22 protein-coding genes are annotated in these 20,475 nt (G+C 71.0%); 10 read left to right on the top strand and 12 right to left on the bottom strand.

Annotation, left to right across the window (positions count from 1 at the left end):
- Nucleotides 1-15: 15 nt before the first annotated feature.
- The 4 genes from ACFY0U_RS00920 to ACFY0U_RS00905 all read right to left on the bottom strand — a co-directional run bounded on the left by ACFY0U_RS00920 (nucleotide 16) and on the right by ACFY0U_RS00905 (nucleotide 3,385).
- Nucleotides 16-306, bottom strand: a complete 291-nt coding sequence (locus ACFY0U_RS00920; protein WP_327716795.1) for a hypothetical protein — start codon at nucleotides 304-306, stop codon at nucleotides 16-18.
- Between the two features lie 42 nt (nucleotides 307-348).
- Nucleotides 349-1,359 carry an LLM class F420-dependent oxidoreductase gene (locus tag ACFY0U_RS00915; protein WP_388628229.1) on the bottom strand — a complete coding sequence of 337 codons (1,011 nt, stop codon included), beginning with the start codon at nucleotides 1,357-1,359 and terminating at the stop codon, nucleotides 349-351.
- 107 nt (nucleotides 1,360-1,466) lie between these two features.
- The gene (locus ACFY0U_RS00910; RefSeq protein ID WP_388628226.1) at nucleotides 1,467-2,261 is read right to left on the bottom strand and encodes a DUF5336 domain-containing protein; all 795 of its coding nucleotides are present in this window, start codon (nucleotides 2,259-2,261) and stop codon (nucleotides 1,467-1,469) included.
- Nucleotides 2,262-2,428: 167 nt separating this feature from the next.
- Nucleotides 2,429-3,385: an N-acetylmuramoyl-L-alanine amidase gene (locus tag ACFY0U_RS00905; protein ID WP_388628224.1), complete on the bottom strand. Its 957-nt coding sequence runs from the start codon at nucleotides 3,383-3,385 to the stop codon at nucleotides 2,429-2,431.
- 119 nt (nucleotides 3,386-3,504) lie between these two features.
- Between ACFY0U_RS00905 and ACFY0U_RS00900 the strand changes: the two genes are divergently transcribed.
- Nucleotides 3,505-3,717 (top strand): chaplin family protein, encoded by a 213-nt coding sequence (locus tag ACFY0U_RS00900; RefSeq protein WP_388628221.1) that lies wholly within the window; start codon nucleotides 3,505-3,507, stop codon nucleotides 3,715-3,717.
- A gap of 13 nt (nucleotides 3,718-3,730) precedes the next feature.
- Here ACFY0U_RS00900 and ACFY0U_RS00895 read toward each other — a convergent pair whose 3' ends face one another.
- The 4 genes from ACFY0U_RS00895 to ACFY0U_RS00880 all read right to left on the bottom strand — a co-directional run bounded on the left by ACFY0U_RS00895 (nucleotide 3,731) and on the right by ACFY0U_RS00880 (nucleotide 8,068).
- Nucleotides 3,731-4,381 (bottom strand): class I SAM-dependent methyltransferase, encoded by a 651-nt coding sequence (locus ACFY0U_RS00895; RefSeq protein ID WP_388628218.1) that lies wholly within the window; start codon nucleotides 4,379-4,381, stop codon nucleotides 3,731-3,733.
- A gap of 98 nt (nucleotides 4,382-4,479) precedes the next feature.
- Nucleotides 4,480-5,646 (bottom strand): sialidase family protein, encoded by a 1,167-nt coding sequence (locus ACFY0U_RS00890; protein WP_388628215.1) that lies wholly within the window; start codon nucleotides 5,644-5,646, stop codon nucleotides 4,480-4,482.
- Nucleotides 5,634-6,176: an RICIN domain-containing protein gene (locus tag ACFY0U_RS00885; RefSeq protein ID WP_388628212.1), complete on the bottom strand. Its 543-nt coding sequence runs from the start codon at nucleotides 6,174-6,176 to the stop codon at nucleotides 5,634-5,636. Before ACFY0U_RS00885 ends, ACFY0U_RS00890 begins: the two co-directional genes overlap by 13 nt.
- A 155-nt stretch (nucleotides 6,177-6,331) precedes the next feature.
- Nucleotides 6,332-8,068 (bottom strand): MFS transporter, encoded by a 1,737-nt coding sequence (locus ACFY0U_RS00880; RefSeq protein ID WP_388628209.1) that lies wholly within the window; start codon nucleotides 8,066-8,068, stop codon nucleotides 6,332-6,334.
- Between the two features lie 172 nt (nucleotides 8,069-8,240).
- On the opposite strand from ACFY0U_RS00880, the gene ACFY0U_RS00875 reads away from it, so the two are divergent.
- From ACFY0U_RS00875 to ACFY0U_RS00865, 3 genes are all read left to right on the top strand, one after another.
- Nucleotides 8,241-9,686: an MFS transporter gene (locus ACFY0U_RS00875; protein WP_388630359.1), complete on the top strand. Its 1,446-nt coding sequence runs from the start codon at nucleotides 8,241-8,243 to the stop codon at nucleotides 9,684-9,686.
- A 210-nt stretch (nucleotides 9,687-9,896) separates the two neighbouring features.
- Nucleotides 9,897-10,436: a SigE family RNA polymerase sigma factor gene (locus ACFY0U_RS00870; protein WP_388628206.1), complete on the top strand. Its 540-nt coding sequence runs from the start codon at nucleotides 9,897-9,899 to the stop codon at nucleotides 10,434-10,436.
- A complete protein-coding gene (locus ACFY0U_RS00865) occupies nucleotides 10,436-11,263 on the top strand; it encodes a hypothetical protein (protein ID WP_388628203.1) in 828 nt (275 codons plus the stop codon). Before ACFY0U_RS00870 ends, ACFY0U_RS00865 begins: the two co-directional genes overlap by 1 nt.
- Nucleotides 11,264-11,310: 47 nt before the next feature.
- Here ACFY0U_RS00865 and ACFY0U_RS00860 read toward each other — a convergent pair whose 3' ends face one another.
- The gene (locus tag ACFY0U_RS00860; protein WP_388630356.1) at nucleotides 11,311-11,943 is read right to left on the bottom strand and encodes a response regulator; all 633 of its coding nucleotides are present in this window, start codon (nucleotides 11,941-11,943) and stop codon (nucleotides 11,311-11,313) included.
- Between the two features lie 91 nt (nucleotides 11,944-12,034).
- Between ACFY0U_RS00860 and ACFY0U_RS00855 the strand changes: the two genes are divergently transcribed.
- Complete coding sequence (locus tag ACFY0U_RS00855) at nucleotides 12,035-12,526, top strand: nucleotidyltransferase domain-containing protein (RefSeq protein ID WP_388628200.1); 492 nt, start codon at nucleotides 12,035-12,037, stop codon at nucleotides 12,524-12,526.
- A gap of 73 nt (nucleotides 12,527-12,599) precedes the next feature.
- Here the strand turns inward: ACFY0U_RS00855 and ACFY0U_RS00850 are convergent, their stop codons facing one another.
- Nucleotides 12,600-13,928 carry a sensor histidine kinase gene (locus tag ACFY0U_RS00850; RefSeq protein ID WP_388628198.1) on the bottom strand — a complete coding sequence of 443 codons (1,329 nt, stop codon included), beginning with the start codon at nucleotides 13,926-13,928 and terminating at the stop codon, nucleotides 12,600-12,602.
- 266 nt (nucleotides 13,929-14,194) lie between these two features.
- Between ACFY0U_RS00850 and ACFY0U_RS00845 the strand changes: the two genes are divergently transcribed.
- The 3 genes from ACFY0U_RS00845 to ACFY0U_RS00835 are packed head-to-tail and all read left to right on the top strand — an operon-like array spanning nucleotide 14,195 to nucleotide 17,109.
- The gene (locus ACFY0U_RS00845; protein ID WP_388628195.1) at nucleotides 14,195-15,052 is read left to right on the top strand and encodes a MaoC/PaaZ C-terminal domain-containing protein; all 858 of its coding nucleotides are present in this window, start codon (nucleotides 14,195-14,197) and stop codon (nucleotides 15,050-15,052) included.
- A gap of 29 nt (nucleotides 15,053-15,081) precedes the next feature.
- Nucleotides 15,082-16,158, top strand: a complete 1,077-nt coding sequence (locus tag ACFY0U_RS00840) for a Zn-dependent alcohol dehydrogenase (protein ID WP_388628192.1) — start codon at nucleotides 15,082-15,084, stop codon at nucleotides 16,156-16,158.
- A 12-nt stretch (nucleotides 16,159-16,170) separates the two neighbouring features.
- Nucleotides 16,171-17,109 (top strand): 3-oxoacyl-ACP reductase, encoded by a 939-nt coding sequence (locus tag ACFY0U_RS00835; RefSeq protein WP_388628189.1) that lies wholly within the window; start codon nucleotides 16,171-16,173, stop codon nucleotides 17,107-17,109.
- A gap of 44 nt (nucleotides 17,110-17,153) precedes the next feature.
- Here the strand turns inward: ACFY0U_RS00835 and ACFY0U_RS00830 are convergent, their stop codons facing one another.
- Both ACFY0U_RS00830 and ACFY0U_RS00825 read right to left on the bottom strand, forming a co-directional pair.
- Nucleotides 17,154-17,321, bottom strand: coding sequence for a hypothetical protein (locus ACFY0U_RS00830; RefSeq protein ID WP_388628186.1), 168 nt, complete (start codon nucleotides 17,319-17,321; stop codon nucleotides 17,154-17,156).
- 96 nt (nucleotides 17,322-17,417) lie between these two features.
- Complete coding sequence (locus tag ACFY0U_RS00825) at nucleotides 17,418-18,674, bottom strand: hypothetical protein (RefSeq protein ID WP_388628183.1); 1,257 nt, start codon at nucleotides 18,672-18,674, stop codon at nucleotides 17,418-17,420.
- A gap of 188 nt (nucleotides 18,675-18,862) precedes the next feature.
- Between ACFY0U_RS00825 and ACFY0U_RS00820 the strand changes: the two genes are divergently transcribed.
- Together ACFY0U_RS00820 and ACFY0U_RS00815 are read left to right on the top strand one after the other, a co-directional pair.
- A complete protein-coding gene (locus tag ACFY0U_RS00820; RefSeq protein WP_388628180.1) occupies nucleotides 18,863-19,723 on the top strand; it encodes a Nif3-like dinuclear metal center hexameric protein in 861 nt (286 codons plus the stop codon).
- Nucleotides 19,720-20,463, top strand: coding sequence for a zinc ribbon domain-containing protein (locus tag ACFY0U_RS00815; protein ID WP_388630353.1), 744 nt, complete (start codon nucleotides 19,720-19,722; stop codon nucleotides 20,461-20,463). The genes ACFY0U_RS00820 and ACFY0U_RS00815 overlap by 4 nt, the downstream gene beginning before the upstream one ends.
- The last annotated feature ends 12 nt before the right edge of the window (nucleotides 20,464-20,475 follow it).

The raw sequence follows: 20,475 nt of genomic DNA, 5'->3' as shown, positions 1-20,475 counted from the left end.
CGCTACAGCTCAGGCTCAGTGCCGGTGCACCCGGTTGGCGATGGCGTGCCCGACGAACAGATAGACCACCGCCGCCAAGCCGTACCCCGCCACCACCCTCGCCCACGCCTCGTCGAACGTGAACAGGTCGTGGCTCCAGCCTGCCAGCCAGCGGGCCGCGTCGTGGATGAACTGCACGAAGTCGTTCGCGCGGTTCGCGTCCAGCAGGTACATCACGATCCACAGGCCCAGGATGAGGGCCATGATGTCGGCGACGATCGCTATGACCGTGCCGGCCGAATTGGCACCGCTATATCGAGAGGACATACCCTTCGGGTTGCCGCACTTGACTGAATCAAACCCGTGTGCCTATGAGTTGAGCTCCGCCAGCACCCGCAGGGTCTCGCGGTCCGGTGCCAGCACCAGCAGATCCGTCACCGGCCCCTTCCGCCACGACTCCAGTCGCTCGGCGATGCGTTCGCGCGGTCCGACCAGGGAGATCTCGTCGGCGAAGGCGTCCGGCACGGCCAGCACCGCCTCCTCCTGGCGCCCCTCCAGGAACAGCCGCTGGATCCGCCGGGCCTCCTCCTCGTATCCCATCCGTGCCATCAGGTCGGCATGGAAGTTGCGGGCCGCGTGGCCCATGCCGCCGATGTAGAAGCCGAGCATGGTCTTCACGGGGAGCAGGCCCTCGCGTACGTCGTCGCAGACCCGGACCTGGGCCATGGGCGCGATCAGGAAGCCGTCCGGGGCCTCGGCGAGGGAGGTCTCGTAGACCTCGGGGCGGGTCGGGGACCAGTAGAGGGGGAGCCAACCGTTGGCGATGCGGGTCGTCTGGGCGACGTTCTTCGGACCCTCGGCGCCGAGGAGGATCGGGAGATCGGGGCGCAGGGGGTGGGTGATCGGCTTCAGGGGCTTGCCCAGGCCGGTCGCGTCGGGGGCGCGGTAGGGGTGGGAGTGGAAGCGGCCCGCGAGCTCGACGGGGGCCTCGCGCCTGAGGACTTGCCGTACGACGTCGACGTACTCCCGCGTCGCGGTCAGCGGCGACTTGGGGAACGGGCGACCGTACCAGCCCTCGACCACCTGCGGGCCGGAGAGTCCCAGGCCGAGCATCATGCGCCCGCCGGACAGGTGGTCCAGGGTCAGCGCGTGCATCGCCGTGGTGGTCGGGGAGCGGGCCGCCATCTGGGCAACCGCCGTGCCCAGCTTGATCCTTGAGGTCTGTGCGGCGATCCAGGTCAGGGGCGTGAAGACATCGGAGCCCCAGGACTCGGCCGTCCACACGGAGTCGTAACCGAGCCGCTCCGCCTCCCGCGCCAGCGGTACGTGGTCGGGGTTGGGGCCACGGCCCCAGTAGCCGAGTGCGAGACCGAGCCGCATAGCCGCCTCCTGACGTGGTGTCAGTTCTCCGGTCGGGGGAGGCGACTGTACGACAACGGCCCCCCACCCGGAAGGGCGAGGGGCCGTGCGTTGATGTCGCTTCGGGATCAGCCGCGCTGGATGCCCGAGGTGTCCTGGAGCACGCCGCGACGGCCGTCCTGCGTCTGCGCGACCAGGTTGGCGCCGCGCTGCTCGACGGCCAGGTACCAGGTACCCGGGGCGAGTTCGGCGATCGGCGACTGCGTGCCGTCCTCCGCGAAGAGCGGACGCGGCACCGGTACGGCGAACCAGAACGGGGAGAAGTCCCCGGCCGGCTGCGGCGCCTGGGGCTGGCTCGGAGCGGGCTGCGGCTGGGCGCCGTACGGCTGACCCGGCTGCGGCTGACCGCCGAAGGGCTGACCCGGCTGCGGAGCGCCCGCGCCCGGGTAGCCGTAACCGCCGGGCGGCTGGGCGCCGTAGGGCTGGGGGGCGGCGGGGCGGGGGGCCGGGATGAGGGCGGCCTGGAGGGCGGGGAGCAGCGGGGTGGCGATGGCGGCCGCGGCCAGCAGGAGCGCGGCGATGAAGCCGAGGATGAGGCCGGCGCCGGAGTCGGTGTTGTTACCGGAGTCCACCAGCGACCAGAACAGGCTCCAGGCGGTGAGGACCGTGAAGGCCACGCCGACCGTTCCGAGATCCAGGCCCGCGACCTTGCGCGGCTGCGGCAGGCAGCGGTTGACCACGATCAGAGCGGCGCCGATGACACCGCCCATGTAGATGCCGAGGCCCAGGCCGAGGCTGTCCCACGCGTTCACGTCAAGGTCGTAACCGGAGACGGAGTAAAGCTCGAGGAACGACGCGATGAACAGCAGTACCGCTGCTCCGATCACCACGCCGTCGCCTCGAGTGAGGGAGCGGATATTCACTTCTAGGTCCTTCGGTTCAGTCGTCTCATCATCGGCTTCGTTGGAGGCGTCGCTGTCACCATGTCGCCATCAGGCCCCTGTGTGAAGCGCGGGGGTGGCCCCTCATCGTAGGGACGACCTTATCGTCCGTCCGACGAAGCTGTCCCCGGGGATCAACCCGCGAACCACTACCCCCGCAGGAAACTCACAATCCCCTCAGAGATCCCCTGCGCCGCCTTCTGTCGCCAGGCACCGCTGGTCAACTGTGCCGCGTCCTTGGTATCGCGCATGTTGCCGCACTCGATGAACACCTTGGGAACCGTTGACAGATTGAGACCGCCCAGGTCCTCACGCGTGACGAGTCCGGTGCCGTCGCCGACGTAGTTGGAGGGGGCGCTACCCGTGACGCGGACGAAGTTGCCGGCGATGCGTTCGCCGAGTTCGGCGGAGGAGGCGACGATCGGGCTGGTGTCGGCGCCGCCCGCCTTGACGTTGCCCGGGAGGATGACGTGGAAGCCGCGCTGGCCGGCGCCCGCGCCGTCCGCGTGGATCGAGACCACGGCGTCCGCGTCCGCCTTGTTGCCGATCTGCGCCCGCTCGTCGATGCAGGGGCCGAAGGTCCGGTCGCCGTCCTGCGTCAACTTCACCGTGGCGCCCTGCTTCTCCAGCAGGGCGCGCAGCCGGTGGGCCACGTCGAGGGTGAACTCGGCTTCCGCGTAACCGGAGTTGGTGGAGGTGCCGGTCGTGTCGCACTCCTTCCAGCCGGTACCGATGTTCACCTTCTTGTTGATCTCGGCCGTGTGCTGGAAGTTGTTCGGGTTGTGGCCCGGGTCGATGACGACGACCTTGCCCTTGAGGGGGCCGGAGGCGGCGGGCGCGGAGGTCGTGGGGGTGGGGCTCGGCTTCCCGTCGTCGGGGGTGGAGGGCGAGGACGTCGAGGACGTCGTAGGAGAGGCAGGTGCGCTCGACGTCGTCGTCGGCGTCCCCACCGCCTCCTCGGAACCTCCACCGGATCCGCCCACCGTCTCGTACACGAGCCACCCGAGCAGCGCGCCCGGGACGAGCGCGGCGACCGCGACGGTGAGGGGGCGGCGCCGGGAACGGCGGGGCTGGGGAGGATCGAAGTCCGGGCCTACGTACGACACGACAGCCACCCTAGCGGCGGGTCACCGGCGCGGCAGGACGGTGGCCGCCGGGCGGGCCGCTTCATCCGAACGGCATCGTCGGTGTCGCTCACAGCCGGGTGATATGCCGAGAATCGCCCATGAGTTCACCTATGCGTGTCATGGCGAGCCTCCTCACCGCCACCGTCGTCGGGGCGGTCGTACTCGGGGCACCGACGGCCCAGGCCGCCGCGTTCCCCTGCTCGCCGCCGGAAGACGTCTGTGCCGTCGACTACGTCTACGGCCAGCCGGGCGTCGGCACGGGCAATGTCATCCAGACCCCGGTCGACATCGACATCAACGTGCAGCCCTGAGACCCGCGGCGCCTCAGATCCCCGCACCCACCCGCCGCAGCACGCGCAGCGTGTCCGTGGCGGACACCTCCGTGAACGCCCCCGACTCCAGCGCCCGCTGGTAGATCCGGTAGGGCGCCTGGCCGGTGAACTCGTCCTTCGGGTCCGGGTGCACGTCGTGGATGAGGAGCAGTCCGCCCTCCGCGACATGGGGCGCCCAGCCCTCGTAGTCGGCGCTCGCGTGCTCGTCGGTGTGGCCGCCGTCGATGAAGACGAGGGCGAGGGGGGAGGCCCAGATCTTCGCGATCTGCGGGGAACGGCCGACCAGGGCGACGACATGGTCCTCCAGGCCCGCCCTGTGCAGGGTCCGGCGGAACGTCGGCAGGGTGTCCATCAGGCCGATCTCCGGGTCGACCGTCTCCGGGTCGTGGTACTCCCAGCCGGGCTGCTGCTCCTCGCTGCCGCGGTGGTGGTCGACGGTCAGCGCGGTGACACCGGCCGCGCGGGCCGCGTCGGCGAGCAGGATCGCGGAACGCCCGCAGTACGTGCCGACCTCCAGGAGCGGCAGCCCGAGGCGGCCCGCTTCGACGGCCGCCGCGTAGAGGGCGAGGCCCTCGTCCACCGGCATGAATCCCTTCGCCGCCTCGAACGCGGCCAGGATCTCGGGCTTGGGTGCCGCGGTCATGGGCGGGGACCTTCCGGTCGTACGGGTGTGTGGGCGCCCCATGCTGCCGTACCCCCTGGTCGGCGGGCGACAGGGGGTACGGCGGTTGCGGTCGACGGTCAGGGAGCGTCGGAGATGTCCAGCTTGTTCACCTTGATGCGGGTGGTGTCGAACTCCCAGGTGACGAAGAACTTGCCCGGCGCGTACTCGTCGGCCATCGGGTACGTGTCCCAGCCCTTGCCGGTGCCCGCCGGTGTCGGGTCCTCCTGGCTCGCGGGGCCGTCGGCGAAGAACTTGGCCGCGCTCCAGGACGTCGCGCCGGGGCGCTTGGTCTTGTAGTAGAGGGCCGGGCGGGTGTTGGTGTCGCCGGTCGTGTAGATGTACAGGAGCTGGCCGTTGCTGTCCTTGCCGAAGTAGCTCCTGGCCGCGTTGTTGCTCGGCAGACCGGTGGCGGCTGTGAAGGCCGTCCAGCTCGTGCCGCCGTTGGTGCTCGTGGCCGTCATGGCGTTGGCGTTGTCGGCGCGGGCGACCATGATCAGCGTGTTCGGGTCGTCCGGCGAGACGACGATCTGGTTCTCACCGGCCTTGACGCCGGTGGCGTTCCCGTTCGAGACGGTGCCGCCCTTGGTCCAGGTCTTCAGGTCCGGGTTCGTGGCGATCAGCACCCCGTTCTCCCGGCCCGTGCCCCAGTAGGGGAGGACGGTGTTGCCGTTGGCCAGCTTGATCGGGCGGCCGGAGATGGCGAGGTTGCCGATGGTCGGCATGGTGACGGGGTAGTCCTGCCAGGTGTGGCCCTCGTCGGTGCTGCGCTTGACGACGGTGGCGGTGATCGGCAGCCCGTTGTTGTTCCAGGTGTCGCCGTCGTTGTCCTCGTCGGTCGGGTCCGCGATCGGGGTGCGCCCGAGGAACGCGAACAGCTCGCTGCCCGACTTGTAGAGCATCACGTAGTGCCAGGCGTACTGGTCGGTCTCCTGCGCCAGCGTCTGGGGGCGGCTCCAGGTCGCCCCGCCGTCGGTCGTGTACGAGTACCGCATGTAGCCCATGTCCCGGTTGCCGGGCCGCAGACCTTCGCGCCACGCCACGACCGCGTTGCTCGCGCTCGTGCTGATGATGTCCGGGGTGCGGGGGCCGTCGCCGCCGGTCACCGTGTTGGTGTACACGGTCTTCTCGGCCGACGTGCCCTCGGCGGAGGCCGGGCCCGGCATCAGGAGGCCGCCGGTCAGGACGGCGAGGACGAGTGCGGTCAGGAGCGCGGTCCAGCCGCGCTTGCGGGTCACCACAGCCATTGCCGATCCGGGTTGGGGTTCGCAGCGGTCAGGGCGTCGCAGGTCCACTGGCCCACCTGCACCCTGGGGGTCGGGTCGCTCCCGAGGATGGCGAGGCACAGGCCGCTCTGCGCGTTCCGCAGCTGGTCGAGCTCGTCGTGGATCCAGACCTGCTCGTCGTTCTGGGTCTGCTGGCAGGGCCACTGGATGGCCTTGACCGTGGTGTCCTTGACTCCGCCGGGGATGGCCAGGCACTGGCCGCTCGCCTTGTTCACCACGTGGTAGCCGCCACCGGTCATCGGCTGGAGGGACCAGTAGTTGCTGTCGCTGTTGCTGCACGTGTACTGGAACATGACGGTGCCCGGGTCCTGGTCGGAGGCCGGGTTGGCCAGACAGAGCCCGGTCGCCATGTTGTAGAGGCGTGCGTTGGTGACCGCCTCGGCCGCCGCGGCGGTCGGCGTCGAGCCGGTCAGGGACGAGCCCGTGAGCACGGGCGCGCAGGTGAGGGCAGCGGCCGCCAGAACGGTGGCCACCCTTCTTCGCAGGTTCATGACAGGGAAGATTTCTTCATCAATTCAACTTCCAGGTGACGCCGGCTTCACCACCGGTTGAAGTTCTCGGTGCGGTCCCCGGCCGACCGCGCCCCTGTGATCTCCGCTGACACGGAGATCACAGGGGCGCGGGTGGTGCGTCGGCGAACCCTCGCTCAGGGCGTGGAGACCGTCTCGACCGGCAGTGACAGGTCCAGGTCGACCGCGCTCTCGTCACCCGCGTGGGTCGCGGAGGAGGCGAGCGGGCCGTGGCCGATGGCGCGGGCGGCCAGGACGTACGCGCCCTGGGCCGGGACCGCGAGGGCATAGGTGCCGTCCTCGTCGGAGAGCGTCGCGCCCGCCTGGCGGCCGCGGCGGTCGATCAGCGTGACCTTGGCGCGGGGGACCGGGGTGCCCTCGGCGTCCAGGACCCGGCCGCGGAAGCCGCGCAGGACCTCCTCGGCGCGCGCCAGGTTGTCGTCCTCCTCGCTGCTCGCCCGCAGCTGGGGAGCGCGGTTCGGCTTCGGCAGGAACAGGGCCATCAGCAGGCCGATCGCCACCGCGCCGGTCGCGATGAGGAAGGAGACCCGGAAGCCGTGCATGGTCGGGATCTCGACCCCGTTCACGGTGTTCGCGGTGTTGGCCAGCACCATGCCGATGACGGCGCTCGACACCGACGTACCGATGGACCGCATCAGCGTGTTGAGGCCGTTCGCCGCACCCGTCTCCGAGGCCGGGACCGCGCCGACGATCAGGGCGGGGAGCGAGGAGTAGGCGAGGCCGATGCCGGCGCCGAGGACGACGGCGATGACCAGGCTCTGCCAGGCCGCGCTCATGAGCCCCAGGCCCGCGCCGTAGCCGATGGCGATGATCAGCATGCCGAGGATGAGGGTGGTCTTGGGCCCGTACTTCGCGGACAGGCGGGCGTAGACCGGCGCCGTGAACATCATCGTCAGACCCAGCGGGGCGACCAGCAGACCGGCGACGACCATCGACTGGCCGAGGCCGTAGCCGGTGGCCTTCGGGAGCTGGAGGAGCTGGGGAAGGACCAGCGAGACGACGTAGAAGCTGACCCCGACCATGATCGACGCGAGGTTGGTGAAGAGGACGGCCGGACGGGCCGTGGTGCGCAGATCGACGAGCGGTGCCTTGGTGCGCAGCTCGAAGACGCCCCACAGGAGGAGCACGACGGCCGACGCGGCGAACAGACCGAGCGTGGTGGCCGAGGTCCAGCCCCAGTCGCTGCCCTTGGTGATGGGCAGGAGGAAGAGGACCAGGCCGGTGGAGAGACCGAACGCGCCGAGCCCGTCGAAGGAGCCCTCCGCGCGCATGGGGGATTCCGGTACGACGAGGAGGGTGAGGACGATGGAGAGCGCGCCGAGGCCCGCGGCACCGTAGAAGAGGGCGTGCCAGTCGGCGTGCTGGGCGATCAGGGCCGCGAGCGGCAGCGCGAGGCCGCCGCCGACGCCGATCGAGGAGCTCATCAGGGCCATCGCCGAGCCGAGCTTCTCGCGGGGCAGCATGTCGCGCATCAGGCCGATGCCGAGGGGGATCGCACCCATCGCGAAGCCCTGGAGGGTTCGGCCGACGATCATGACGATCAGGTCGCTGGTGACCGCGCTGACCAGCGCGCCGACCACCATCACCGCCAGGCTGGCGATCAGCATCCGGCGCTTGCCGTACAGGTCGCCGAGGCGGCCCATGATCGGCGTGGCCACGGCACCCGAGAGAAGCGTGGAGGTCAGGACCCAGGTGGCGTTGCTGGGCTCGGTGTCGAGGAGCTGGGGCAGGTCCTTGATGACCGGGACGAGCAGGGTCTGCATCACCGCGACGACGATGCCCGCGAAGGCGAGCACCGGGACGAGGGCGCCGCTTGCCTGGCGGCGGGGCTGATCGGTCGGCGTAGATCTCATGTGTGTCAGCAACCCGGTGTGCTGGGGCAACTATTCCGATGCTTCGGGCAGCTAACGAATCCTTTAGGTGTTCTTGACGGAAGGGGGTGGGGACGGGCTGGGGTGGGTCTGGGGGTGGGGCCTTGGGCGTAGGGCCAAATCCCGATGTCGGGTGTGGCGGGTGGTTGAGACCATGGCGCCCATGCTCGGAGCCGATGAAGTCACCCGTCCCGCTCGTCCGCGTACCGCGTCTCCCGCCTGGCTGGTCGTGGCGCTCGCGTGTGCCGGTCAGTTCCTGGTCGTCCTCGACATGTCGGTCATCAACGTGGCCCTGCCATCGGTCCGGGCCGATCTCGGGTTGGGTGAGCAGGGCCTGCAGTGGGTGGTGAACGCGTACGCGATCGCCTTCGCCGGGTTCATGCTGCTCGGCGGACGGGCCGGAGACCTGTACGGGCGCAAGCGGATGTTCCTGGTCGGGCTCGGGCTGTTCACGCTCGCCTCGCTGGGCGGCGGACTGGCCCAGGACGGCTGGCAGTTGCTGCTCGCCCGGGCCGTCCAGGGGCTGGGCGCGGCGGTGCTGGCGCCCTCGACGCTGACGCTCGTCACGTCCGCGGTGCCCGAGGGGGCGGCACGCGCGCGTGCCATAGCGACCTGGACGGCGGTGGGCGCGGGCGGCGGCGCGGCGGGCGGGTTCGTCGGCGGGGTGCTGGTGGACGTGTGGTCCTGGCGCTGGACGCTGCTGATCAACGTGCCCGTCGGCGCGGTCGTCCTCCTCGGTGCCCTGCGGTGGCTGCCCGAGAGCCGGGCCGGGGACGGGCGGCGGCTCGACCTGCCGGGCGCGGTGCTGGTGACGGCGGGGCTGGCGAGTGCGGCGTACGGCATCTCGCAGACGGAGGCCGAGGGGTGGACGTCGCCGGCGACGGTGCTCCCGCTGCTGGCCGGGGCGGCGCTGATCGGGGTGTTCCTGCTGGTCGAGGCGCGTACGGCGGCCCCGCTGATGCCGCTCGGACTGCTGCGGCTGCGCTCGGTGGCCTCCGCCAACGTGGCGATGTTCCTGAGCGGCTCCGCGATGTTCTGCATGTGGTTCTTCATGACGCTGTACGCCCAGAACGTGCTCGGCTACTCCCCGACCGAGGCAGGCCTCGCCCTCGTGCCGAGCTCCCTGGCCATCGTGCTGGCCTCGAAGGCGGCACCACGGTTCATGCGGGTGCTGGGCGAGCGGAACGTGGCGGTGCTGGGGACGCTCGTGGCGGTGGCGGGGTTCGCCTGGCAGTCGACGATGAGCGTGGACGGGGACTATGTCGTCACGATCATGATCCCCGGCGTCCTGATGATGCTCGGTGCGGGCCTCGCGACGACACCCCTGGCCGCGCTGGCCACGTCGGGAGCGGCGCCCGGGGAGGCGGGACTGGTGTCGGGGCTCGTCAACACCTCCCGCACGATGGGCGGTTCGCTGGGGCTCGCGGTGATGTCGACGCTGGCGGCGGCGCGGACCGGGGGGAGCACGGGGCGGGAGGCGCTGACGGAGGGGTATGCGTTGGTGTTCCGGACGGGGGCTGGGGTGCTGGTGGGTGGCGCGGTGTTGATGTTGGTGTGGTTGCCGCGGAAGGGGACGGGGCGGAGGGGAGGGAGGGGGTGATTGGCAGACGTGTCCCAAGGGGTGAGCGGAAATGCGCAGGTGGGGTGCGCTGAGGCTGGGACGGGTCTGCCGATTGCCGGCTCCCGGGCGGGGCGGGGGCCCTCCCGGCCTGCGACGTGATCCCGGCGGGCGAAAAGATTTCCGCCAACCGAGGCAACGGTCTGGGTGGCCCATGGACTCCTTTAGACATCTAGGAGGTGGGAGGTGCCCATGGGGGATCGCAAGGAGGCTCGGGACGAGGAGTTCCAGAGCTTCGTCATCGGCCGCTGGCCGCGGCTGATGCGGACGGCATTTCTCCTCACGGGGGAGCAGCACGCGGCGGAGGACCTGGTCCAGTCGACGCTGGAACAGGTCTACGTGGCCTGGCGCAGAGTCGGCTCGGCCGACGACCCGGAGGCGTATGTACGGCGCGTGATGATCAACGCGCACGCACGGAAACACCGTCGACGGCTCCGGGAGTTCCTGGCGCCCAAGGACGACTCGGGCCTCGTACGCGAGATCGCCGACACCGGCGACCGCATCGCCCAGGCCGAGGACCGCAACGCCCTGCTGAAGGCGTTGTCCCAATTGCCGCCACGGCAGCGCGAGGCAGTCGTCCTGCGCTACTGGGAGGACCTCACCGAGACCCAGACCGCCGAGGCGATGGGCTGTTCCGTCGGCTCGGTGAAGAGCAACGCGGCCAAGGGAATCGCGAAACTCCGCGCCATACCGGGGCTGGCCGACATGGTGACGCAGGGAGGGCGGAAGTGATGAACGCGGACCGGGAGACGAACCACGACATGACGAACGGTGACATCGCCTTCCTGCTGGCCGGAGCCGCGGACGAGGTCGAGATCGGTATAGCCCCCTACGAGGCGGTCATCCGCGGCGGCCGTCGCCGCAAGGCCCGCCGCTGGGCGGTCGCCGCGGCCACGGCCCTGGTGCTCGCCGGTTCCTCGGCGACGCTCGCGGTGGCGGGACTGCCGGGCGGCGACGGCACGGTGGCACCGGCGGCGACCCAGTCCGCGACACCGGCACCCGACCTGTTCACGCCCAGCCGGACGACCCTCGCGACCGGCACCGAGCACGGCAAGGAGTGGAGGGTCTTCATCGACGTCTGGGCCGCGCCGCGGACCGAGGCACAGGCGGCGGGGCAGCTTGAGGCGATGGGTGAGTACGGCGATGTCCCGTCGGGCGGGACCACGGCCGCCGAACTGATCGGCAAGAGCTCCTACGTCGTGTACTTCAGCGACGGCGACAAGCGGCGGAAGACGTTCGAGGACGTGTTCACGAAGGACGACACCATGTCGGGCACGGACCTCCAGTCCGCCTCGATCCCCTTCGACATCGACACCGACGGTCCGGAACGCCTGGTCATCGGCATGGTCGGCAAGAACGCCCAGCAGGTCACCTGCACATGGAAGGACGGCACGACGACCAAGGTCGACAGGGCCCCGCAGAACGAGGACATCAGCACCGACACCCCAGCGATCCGCCCGGCGGAGGCCTCCCCGGTGAACTGGTTCGTCTGCCTGTCCCCGGAGGGCACGGAAGCAGAGTCGGCGCAGGTGTCAGAACTCGCGGTGCCCGCGCTGTAGCCGCTGAATCACGGGCCGCTGGTGGCTCCGTCAGCGGGCGGCCCCTGTCACACCCACCCCTGCTGGCGAGCCTCCCGCAGCGCCTCCATCCGGTTGCGGGTCCCGGTTTTGCCGATGGCGGAGGAGAGGTAGTTGCGGACGGTGGACTCGGAGAGGTGGAGGGCGGCGGCGATGTCGGCGACCGTCGCGCCGTCCGCCGAGGCGCTCAGTACGTCGCACTCGCGGGAGGTGAGGGGGTTGGGGCCGGCGCCGAGGGCGGCCGCGGCGAGTGCGGGGTCGATGACCGTTTCGCCGGTCAGGGCGCGGCGGATGCAGGAGGCCAGTTCCTCGACGGGGCCGTCCTTCACCAGGAAGCCCGCGGCGCCGGCCTCCATGGCCCGGCGCAGGTAGCCGGGGCGGCCGAAGGTGGTGAGGATCAGGACCCGGCAGTCGGGGGCCTGGTCGCGGAGCTCGGCGGCGGCGTCGAGGCCGCTCTTGCCGGGCAGTTCGATGTCGAGGAGGGCGACGTCCGGGCGGTGGATCAGCGCCGCGTCCACGATCTGGTCGCCGGCCCCGACCTGGGCCACGACCTGGATGTCCGCCTCCATGCCGAGCAGCAGCGCGAGTGCGCCCCGCATCATCCCCTGGTCCTCGGCGAGCAGCACCCTGATGGACTTGGCGGGCCGGTGGTCCCGGGGCATCTCGTTCACGGCCCAAGGGTAGGGCGCGGGGAGCGGGTGCGCTCGGTGCGGAGTCGTGCCGGTGTGGCTTGCACCTACCATGCTCCAAGTGATGTCGGCCGACGATGTGTTGTCCGTGCTGGACCTCCTGCGCCGGGCGCGTGTGGAGGTCTGGGTCGGTGGTGGCTGGGGCATCGACGCGCTGGTCGGTGAGCAGACCCGCGACCATCGCGACCTCGACCTGATGCACCGCCTGGACCAGGAGCCCACCGTCACAGCGGCCCTGTCCGAGGCCGGGTACGTGGAGACCCTTGACTGTCGCCCCGTCCGCTTCGTGCTGACGGCCCCGGACGGCAGGGAGATCGACCTGCACCCCCTGGTCTTCGCCGAGAACGGCTCCGCGACACAGGCGTCCTTCGACCCGCAGCACCCCTTTCCCTACCCCGCCGACGCCTTCGTGACCGGCACCATCAAATCCACCCCCGTCCCCTGCCTCTCCGCCGCCCAGCAGGTCCACTTCCACCAGGGCTACGAGCCGACGCCCCGAGACCGCCACGACATGCTGCAACTCCGCCGCGTCTTCGACGTCCCGACGCACTTCTGAGCGGCCCGCCCCACCTGCACGTTTCCAGTCCAGGCCTGGGACACGTCTGCCAATCGCCCCCGCCGCTCACCCCTCACCCCACCGCCGCCGCATCCCGCTCCAGAACCTCCACCGGAAGCTCCGCCGTCACCACGAACCCACCCCTCGGGCCCGGGCCCGCCTCCAGCCGCCCGCCCGCCGCCGCGACGCGCTCCGCCAGCCCCTTCAGACCAGTGCCGGGCGAACTCATCGCTCCCACACCGCTCACCGCACCCACCGCACCGACCCCGTTCACCGCATCCCCCGCCCCCACCCCGCGCTCCCCGGCCCCCCGCCCGTCATCCACCACCCGCACCCGCACCCGCTCCACCGCCCCCTCCACCGAGATCTCGCACCGCGAAGCCCCGCTGTGCCGCACCGCGTTGGTCACCGCCTCCCGTACGACCCAGCTCAGGAGCGTCTCCGTGTGGGCGGCCAGGGGTGGGCCGGAGTGGTGTACGACAGGGGTGATGGCCGCGGCCTCCAGGGCCGAGCGGGCGCGGTCCAGCTCCGTGGCCAGGCTTCCCTCGCGGTATCCCGTCACCGCCTCGCGGATCTCGGTGAGAGCCTGGCGGCCGACGGACTCGATGTCGGTGATCTGGGCGAGGGCCGCGTCCATGTCGCGGGGGGCGAGGCGGCGGGCGGCCTCCGACTTGACGACGATCACGGACAGGGTGTGGCCGAGGAGGTCGTGGAGGTCGCGGGAGAAGCGCAGGCGTTCCTTCTCGACCGCGCGCCGGGCGAGCTCCTCGCGGGCGGCGCGCAGTTCTCGTACGGCTTCGGAGAGGGACAGGATCGCCGCGGTCACCATGGTCGACAGGAAGGTCGCGTAGCCGATGTTCACCGCGCCCCAGCCGTCCTGCACCGCGGAGACGGCCACCGCGAGTGCGGTGAGGCCGAGACCGATGCGGCCGAGCCAGGGGCCCCGGGTCACCGCGCCCGTGGCCAGTCCGAGCAGCGGGAAGAAGAACAGCCAGTTGCCGCCGTAGCCGAGGGCGAGGGCGCAGGTGACGCCGCCCATCAGGACGAGTGCGACCCGGGTCGAGCGGGCCTCGCGCTTCTCCTTCACGAAGGCGCGGAAGACGACGTAGATGTAGAGGGAGTTGAAGGCGAGCAGGCCCAGGGCGCCCAGCCACGGCTGGGGTGTTCCGGCCTGGAAGATGTTGGAGAAGGCGCCCATCCCCATCAGCAGCCAGGGGAGGAGGGAGAAGCCCGTGGGCGGTGGGCCCGGGTTGTCGACCCGCACGCCGGTCCTGCGGGCGGTGCGCTGGTCGGCCTTGAAGCGTTCCACGTCCGACTTCCAGTCCGCCCGTGCCGCCTGCCACGCGTCCATCCGGCACGACGCCTTGCCCAACCAGGACCTGTTCCCGTTCCCCTGTGTCATGGCTCCCACGCTACGAACCCGCCCATGTGCGCGGCAGAGGGACATGTACGGAATCCGGCAGTACAAATGTCACGAGCCCCAAGCATCTGACATGCCGTCAGTAGTCTTCACAACTTCTGAGAGCTGGGCTATACAGGGGTCGCCGTACTGGAACGCGTTCTAGAAGGAGCGCCAAGGCACGGACCCGTGAACGACCTCGGTGCGGCCGACGGTGCGGACGGCCGCACCGAGGTCTCCGATTCAGCGAGCGAGCCCTCAGGAGCCCCATGCCCATCGACGCCGCAAAGGCAGTGGCCGCCGAACCCCGGACGGGCGAGATCGCCTGGAACTCCAAGGACGTGCAGCTCTACCACCTCGGCATCGGAGCAGGCGTCCCGGCGACCGACCCGGACGAACTGCGCTACACCCTCGAGTCCAGACTGCATGTCCTGCCGAGCTTCGCCACCGTCGCGGGGTCCGGTTCGCCCGGCGTGATCAGCGGTCTGTCCATGCCCGGCATCGAGGTCGACCTCGCCAAGGTCCTGCACGGCGGCCAGGCGCTGACCATCCACCGCCCCCTGCCCGTCGAGGGCACCGCGACCGCCACCGGCCGGATCGCCGCGGTCTACGACAAGGGCAAGGCCGCCGTCCTCGTCATGCGCACCGAAGTCGCCGACGCCGACGGCCCGTTGTGGACCAACGACGCCCAGATCTTCGTACGAAGGGAGGGCGGCTGGGGTGGCGACCGGGGGCCGTCCGGCCGGCTCGACCCGCCCTCCGGGGAGCCCGACCGGGTCGTCGAGCGGGCCGTCCGTGAGGACCAGGCCCTGCTCTACCGCCTCTCCGGCGACTGGAACCCGCTGCACGCCGACCCCGAGTTCGCCAAGGTCGCCGGGTTCGAGCGGCCCATCCTGCACGGGCTGTGCACCTACGGCATCACCCTCAAGGCGGTCGTGGACACGCTGCTGGGCGGGGACGTGGCGCGGGTGCGGTCGTACGTCACCCGGTTCGCCGGGGTCGTGTACCCGGGGGAGACGCTGCGCATCCGGATGTGGGAACAGCCGGACGCCGTACGGGTCGCGGTGAGCGCCGTCGAGCGGGACGACGCGCCCGTCCTCGCCGACACCGTCGTCGAACACACCTGAGCACACCAGCCGTTGAGGGGAGCCGCACCATGCGCGCAGCCGTACTGCACGAGATCGGCCAGGACAAGCTGGAGGTCCTCGACGACGTCGAGGCGGTGGGGTTCGGCCCCGGAAAGGTCAGGATCAGGGTGCGGGCCGCGGGGCTGTGCCACTCGGACCTGTCCGGGATGAGCGGCGTACTGCCGCAGCCGGCGCCCTTCGTGCCCGGCCACGAGGGCGCGGGCGAGATCCTCGAAGTCGGGGAGGGCGTCAGCCACTTGAAGGCCGGTGACCGGGTCGTCGTGTGCTGGCTGCCCGCCTGCGGCGCGTGTCCGGCGTGCAAGCGCGGCCAGACCGAGCTGTGTCTGGCCGGGTTCATGAACGCCGGCACCCCCAACTTCCGGCGCCCCGCCGGAGACGTCTTCGGCATGGCCGGCACCGGCACCTTCACCGAGGAGGTCGTCGTCGACGCGGGCTGCGCGGTGCCGATCCCCGACGACGTGCCCTTCGACATCGCCGCGCTGATCGGCTGCGGAGTCACCACGGGCCTCGGCGCCGCCCTCAACACCGCCGACGTACAGGCCGGTTCGTCCGTCGCCGTCATCGGCTGCGGCGGCGTCGGCATCTCCGCGATCCAGGGTGCCCGGCTCAAGGGCGCGGCGGAGATCGTGGCCGTCGACCCGGTGCTCTCCCGCCGCGAGTCCGCCCTCAAGTTCGGTGCCACCAGGGCCGTTTCCCCCGACGAGCTGGCCGACGCCAAGCAGCAGGTCACCGCGGGCGAGGGCTTCGACTACGTCTTCGAGGTCGTCGGCAAGTCGGCCACGGCCCGTACCGCGTACGAGAACACCCGGCGCGGCGGCACGCTGGTCGTCGTCGGCGCGGGCGCCATGGACGACAACCTCCAGCTCAACATGTTCGAGCTGTTCTTCGACGAGAAGCGGATCCTGCCGTCCATGTACGGCGGCGGTGACGTCCTGACCTCCTACGAGCGGACCATCGCCCTGTGGCGGGCGGGCCGCGTCGACCTGGCGGGCCTGATCACCCACCGCGTCCCGCTGGCCGACATCAACGAGGCCCTGGACCAGATGCGCACCGGCACCTCGCTGCGCACCTGCATAGAGATCTGAGGAACTCTGGGTATGTCACTGCCACTTGAGGGGCTCTCCGCCATCGTCACCGGCGCCGGGCGCGGCCTCGGCCGGGCCGAGGCGCTCGAACTCGCCCGGCTCGGCGCCGCCGTCGTCGTCAACGACTACGGTCAGCCCGGCCGGGACGGCTCCGGTCAGGCCTCCGCGGGCCCCGCGGAGGAGGTCGCCGCCGAGATCCGCGCGGCGGGCGGCAAGGCGCTCGCCCACACCGGGGACGTCTCCGACTTCCACCAGGCCGAACAGCTGGTCCAGTTGACCGTCGAGGAGTTCGGCAAGCTCGACATCCTCGTCAACAACGCGGGCATCCTGCGCGACCGCATGGTCTTCTCCATGACCGAGGAGGAGTGGGACTCGGTGATCCGCGTCCACCTCAAGGGCCACTTCAACACCACCCGCTTCGCCGCCGCGCACTGGCGAGCACGGTCCAAGGAAGCACAAGGGCCCGTGTACGGGCGGATCGTGAACACCTCGTCGGAGGCGTTCCTCGCGGGTTCGGCCGGACAGCCCAACTACGCCGCCGCGAAAGGCGGAATCGTCGGGCTCACCACCTCCACGGCCCTCGCCCTCGCCAAGTACGGCGTCACCGCGAACGCCATCTGCCCGCGCGCCCGCACCCGGATGACCGAGGACGTCTTCGCGGGCTTCGAACCGCCCGCCGCCGGACTCGACCCGCTCGCCCCCGAGCATGTCGCCCCGCTCGTCGGCTACTTGGCCTCACCCGCCGCCGCACGCGTCAACGGCCAGCTGCTGGTCTTACACGGAGGGATGGTGGCCGTCATCGAACGGCCGCGTGTGCAGGCCAAGTTCGACAGCAAGCAGGAGACCTTCACGTACGACGAACTGGACGCGCTGCTCACCCCGCACTACGCGGGACGGCCGCCGGGGGAGACCTTCGCGGCGACCGAGGTACTGGGGCTGAAAAAGGAGTAGGCCCCGCTCACCGCCAGGGTGAACGGGGCCCTCGTCGTGCGACCTCAGGCCGCCGACTCGGTCTCCTCCGCGGAGGCCGAGACCGGCTTGCGGTGGCGGCCGCGAGGGGCCGTCTCACCTTCGTGGGCCGAGACCGAACCCCGGTGTCTGCCGCGCCCGGCAGACTCGTGGACATCGGTGCGCGGCGGCTGGATCGTGCTTGCGTCGCTCATCGGAAGAACTCACCCCGTCAACATGATCTTTCTAACAGCCGGGCGAGTTTAACCGGCACCCCACGGGCCGAATCCAGGCGGCCACGCCAACCGGCACTAGTTCGTTACAAGACCACCCAACGGCGTTTTCCCGAGGCCCTTCGACGGCGTTTTCCCGAGCGCCTCCAGCGGCGCCTTCCCCAGCGGCACCGGTCTCAGCACCGCGGGCTCCGGAGGATCCGGTTCCGACGGCCCGTCCGAGTCCGACGGCCTCCCCGGCGTCGGCTCGTCGACCGTCCCGTCCCGGACCGGATCCCCCGGGCCCGTGTCCCCCGTCCTTCCCCCGCCCCCCGGTTCCCCCGTGGGCACCGTCAACCCCGCCACCCCGCACGGCACTTCGTCCGTGGCGTACGGCAGTCGCAGCACCCCGTCCCGCGTCCACAGCCCGGCACCCGTCAACCACCCCATGGGCGCCGCGAGATGGTGCACCTGCCGCCGGTCCGGCCGCCACATGCCGACCCAGCTGCCCACCGGCCCGTCGATCCGCAGCGCCACCGCACAGCTCTCCGGCATCAGCACCTGCCCCGGCTGGATCGCGAACGGCGTCACCGCGCACTCGGGCAGCCGCAGGCTCTCCGGGAACCGCACCGGCAGCGTGCTGCCGAGCACCCCCCAGCCGAGCCGCTCCGCACCGGGCGCGTCCGAGCGGATCAGCAGCAGTCCGCTGTCCGGGTCGGCGAGCAGCAACCGGTCGTCGCTGCCGGCGGCGATCTGGAGCAGCGGCGACACCTCACCGTCCCGCTGAAGATCGACCACGATCGCCTTGGTGCACCCCCCGACCTCCCGGTCCAGCGCCAGCATCCGCCCCGCCCGGTCCAGCCACACCCCGCCCGAACAGCGCCCCGGGATCTCCGCGAGATGCTCGGGCCCGAAGGCGCCCCCCGCCACCAGCCACACCGCACTCGAGTGCCGGCCCACGGCGAGGGCGTACGCCTTCTCGCCCCCCGGCGCCGGCGGCAGCAGCCACAGCCGGGTGCCCTCCTCCGGGCACTCGACCGCCCCCAGCGGCAGCTCGCCGGTGCCGGGCCCGGTCGGGTAGAGCAGCGAGAAGGTGTGCCGCCCGTCCGTGAACCGCCTGATCAGCACCCGTCCGTCGCCCATCGGCTGCACCTCGGTGCCCGGCTCCTCCGGCTGGTTGCCGGGCAGCGGTACCGCGTACGGTTCGGGGCCGTCCAACGTCCAGCGCTCCGGGAACCAGGAGTCGCCGTCCACCGCGAGGCGGGCGGCATAAGCGCCGTCCGCGGTGATCGTGCAGCCAGCCCGCGGCGTACCGTCCTCGTCCGCCGCCGTGGGCTCGATCGCACAGGCCGTCATCGTTCGGTCACCTCCGGCCACGAAGCTAGTTTTCGCACGCACAGACGTGGGACGAGCCGACGACCACTTCACACAAAGGGGTGGCCCAGGAACGATTCGCCTGAGGAAAACGGGACGATTGTGCTGGGCGGGGTCATCGGGAGCCGGACCGGTACATCGGCACAGACCAGCCAGGTAGCCTTTCCCCCGTGCCCCGTCTGTCTGAAGTCATCACCGCGCTGGAGAACCTGTGGCCCGCCGAGCGGGCCGAGTCCTGGGACGCGGTCGGCACCGTCGTGGGCGACCCCGACCAGGAGGTCTCGCGGGTTCTGTTCGCCGTCGACCCGGTCCAGGAGATCGTCGACGAGGCGGTGAAGCTGGGCGCCGACCTGCTGGTCACGCACCACCCGCTCTATCTGCGCGGTACGACGACGGTCGCGGCGACCCACTTCAAGGGCCGCGTGGTCCACACGCTCATCAAGAACGACATCGCCCTGCACGTGGCGCACACGAACGCGGACACGGCCGACCCGGGCGTGAGCGACGCGCTCGCGGGCGCGCTGGACCTTCGCGTCGTACGACCGCTGGTGCCGGACCCCTCCGACAAGGACGGCCGCCGGGGCCTCGGCCGGATCTGCGAGCTGGACCACCCGCTGCCGCTGAAGGACTTCGCCGCACGGGCCGCCGCCCGCCTCCCCGCCACCGCCCAGGGCATCCGCGTGGCAGGCGACCCCGAGGCGACGATCCGCACGGTCGCCGTCAGCGGCGGCTCCGGCGACAGCCTCTTCGACGTCGTACGCGCCTCCGGCGTCGATGCCTTCCTCACCGCGGACCTCCGCCACCACCCGGCATCCGAGGCCCGCGCCCACACGCCTCTCGCGCTGCTCGACGCAGCGCACTGGGCCACCGAATGGCCCTGGTGCGAGCTGGCCGCCACCCAGCTCGACGAGATCTCCGACCGTCACGGATGGGACCTGCGCGTCCACGTCTCCAAGACGGTCACCGACCCCTGGACCGCCCACGCGGCGTCCACCACCGACACCACCGACTCACTGGGAGCCCCCAACTGAACGCCGCGCCCGACGACCAGATCCGCCTTCTCGACGTCCAGTCCCTCGACGTCCGCCTCCAGCAGCTCGCGCACAAGCGCAAGTCGCTGCCCGAGCACGCCGAGATCGAGTCGCTGACCAAGGACCACACCCAGCTGCGTGACCTGCTGGTCGCCGCGCAGACTGAGGAGAGCGACACCGCCCGCGAGCAGACCAAGGCCGAGCAGGACGTGGACCAGGTGCGCCAGCGCGCCACCCGCGACCAGCAGCGACTGGACTCCGGCGCCGTCACCTCCCCCAAGGACCTGGAGAACCTCCAGCGCGAGATCACCTCCCTCGCCAAGCGTCAGGGCGACCTGGAGGACATCGTCCTGGAGGTCATGGAGCGCCGGGAGTCCGCGCAGGAGCGGGTCGTCGAGCTGACCGAGCGGGTCGGTGCGGTGCAGGGCAAGATCGACGACGCGACGGCCCGCCGGGAGGCCGCGTTCGAGGGCATCGACGGCGAGATCGCCACGGTCACGAAGGAGCGCGAGGTCATCGCGGGCACGATCCCCGAGGACCTCCTCAAGCTCTACGACAAGCTGCGCGCGCAGCAGGGCGGCATCGGTGCGGCGAAGCTGTACCAGCGCACCTGCCAGGGCTGCCGCCAGGAGCTGGCGATCACCGACATCAACGAGATCCGCGCGGCCGCGCCGGACACGGTCGTCCGCTGCGAGAACTGCCGCCGCATCCTGGTGCGCACGTCCGAGTCCGGTCTGTAAGGAGCTTTGCGC

Source organism: Streptomyces sp. NPDC001536 (assembly GCF_042894505.1).
Lineage (GTDB): Bacteria > Actinomycetota > Actinomycetes > Streptomycetales > Streptomycetaceae > Streptomyces.
Note: the sequence above shows the minus strand (reverse complement) of the source record. Positions and strands in the feature narration are given on the sequence as shown.

What these genes read in the sequence shown, in the direction of transcription:
- ACFY0U_RS00880 (WP_388628209.1), bottom strand. Translation starts at nt 8,068, where the DNA reads ATGAGATCTACGCCGACCGATCAGCCCCGCCGCCAGGCAAGCGGCGCC.
- ACFY0U_RS00860 (WP_388630356.1), bottom strand. Translation starts at nt 11,943, where the DNA reads ATGCCCCGGGACCACCGGCCCGCCAAGTCCATCAGGGTGCTGCTCGCC.
- ACFY0U_RS00915 (WP_388628229.1), bottom strand. Translation starts at nt 1,359, where the DNA reads ATGCGGCTCGGTCTCGCACTCGGCTACTGGGGCCGTGGCCCCAACCCC.
- ACFY0U_RS00900 (WP_388628221.1), top strand. Translation starts at nt 3,505, where the DNA reads ATGAGTTCACCTATGCGTGTCATGGCGAGCCTCCTCACCGCCACCGTC.
- ACFY0U_RS00865 (WP_388628203.1), top strand. Translation starts at nt 10,436, where the DNA reads ATGAACGCGGACCGGGAGACGAACCACGACATGACGAACGGTGACATC.
- ACFY0U_RS00890 (WP_388628215.1), bottom strand. Translation starts at nt 5,646, where the DNA reads ATGGCTGTGGTGACCCGCAAGCGCGGCTGGACCGCGCTCCTGACCGCA.
- ACFY0U_RS00870 (WP_388628206.1), top strand. Translation starts at nt 9,897, where the DNA reads ATGGGGGATCGCAAGGAGGCTCGGGACGAGGAGTTCCAGAGCTTCGTC.
- ACFY0U_RS00845 (WP_388628195.1), top strand. Translation starts at nt 14,195, where the DNA reads ATGCCCATCGACGCCGCAAAGGCAGTGGCCGCCGAACCCCGGACGGGC.
- ACFY0U_RS00855 (WP_388628200.1), top strand. Translation starts at nt 12,035, where the DNA reads ATGTCGGCCGACGATGTGTTGTCCGTGCTGGACCTCCTGCGCCGGGCG.
- ACFY0U_RS00920 (WP_327716795.1), bottom strand. Translation starts at nt 306, where the DNA reads ATGTCCTCTCGATATAGCGGTGCCAATTCGGCCGGCACGGTCATAGCG.
- ACFY0U_RS00830 (WP_388628186.1), bottom strand. Translation starts at nt 17,321, where the DNA reads ATGAGCGACGCAAGCACGATCCAGCCGCCGCGCACCGATGTCCACGAG.
- ACFY0U_RS00875 (WP_388630359.1), top strand. Translation starts at nt 8,241, where the DNA reads ATGGCGCCCATGCTCGGAGCCGATGAAGTCACCCGTCCCGCTCGTCCG.
- ACFY0U_RS00885 (WP_388628212.1), bottom strand. Translation starts at nt 6,176, where the DNA reads ATGAACCTGCGAAGAAGGGTGGCCACCGTTCTGGCGGCCGCTGCCCTC.
- ACFY0U_RS00840 (WP_388628192.1), top strand. Translation starts at nt 15,082, where the DNA reads ATGCGCGCAGCCGTACTGCACGAGATCGGCCAGGACAAGCTGGAGGTC.
- ACFY0U_RS00850 (WP_388628198.1), bottom strand. Translation starts at nt 13,928, where the DNA reads ATGACACAGGGGAACGGGAACAGGTCCTGGTTGGGCAAGGCGTCGTGC.
- ACFY0U_RS00825 (WP_388628183.1), bottom strand. Translation starts at nt 18,674, where the DNA reads ATGACGGCCTGTGCGATCGAGCCCACGGCGGCGGACGAGGACGGTACG.
- ACFY0U_RS00895 (WP_388628218.1), bottom strand. Translation starts at nt 4,381, where the DNA reads ATGACCGCGGCACCCAAGCCCGAGATCCTGGCCGCGTTCGAGGCGGCG.
- ACFY0U_RS00835 (WP_388628189.1), top strand. Translation starts at nt 16,171, where the DNA reads ATGTCACTGCCACTTGAGGGGCTCTCCGCCATCGTCACCGGCGCCGGG.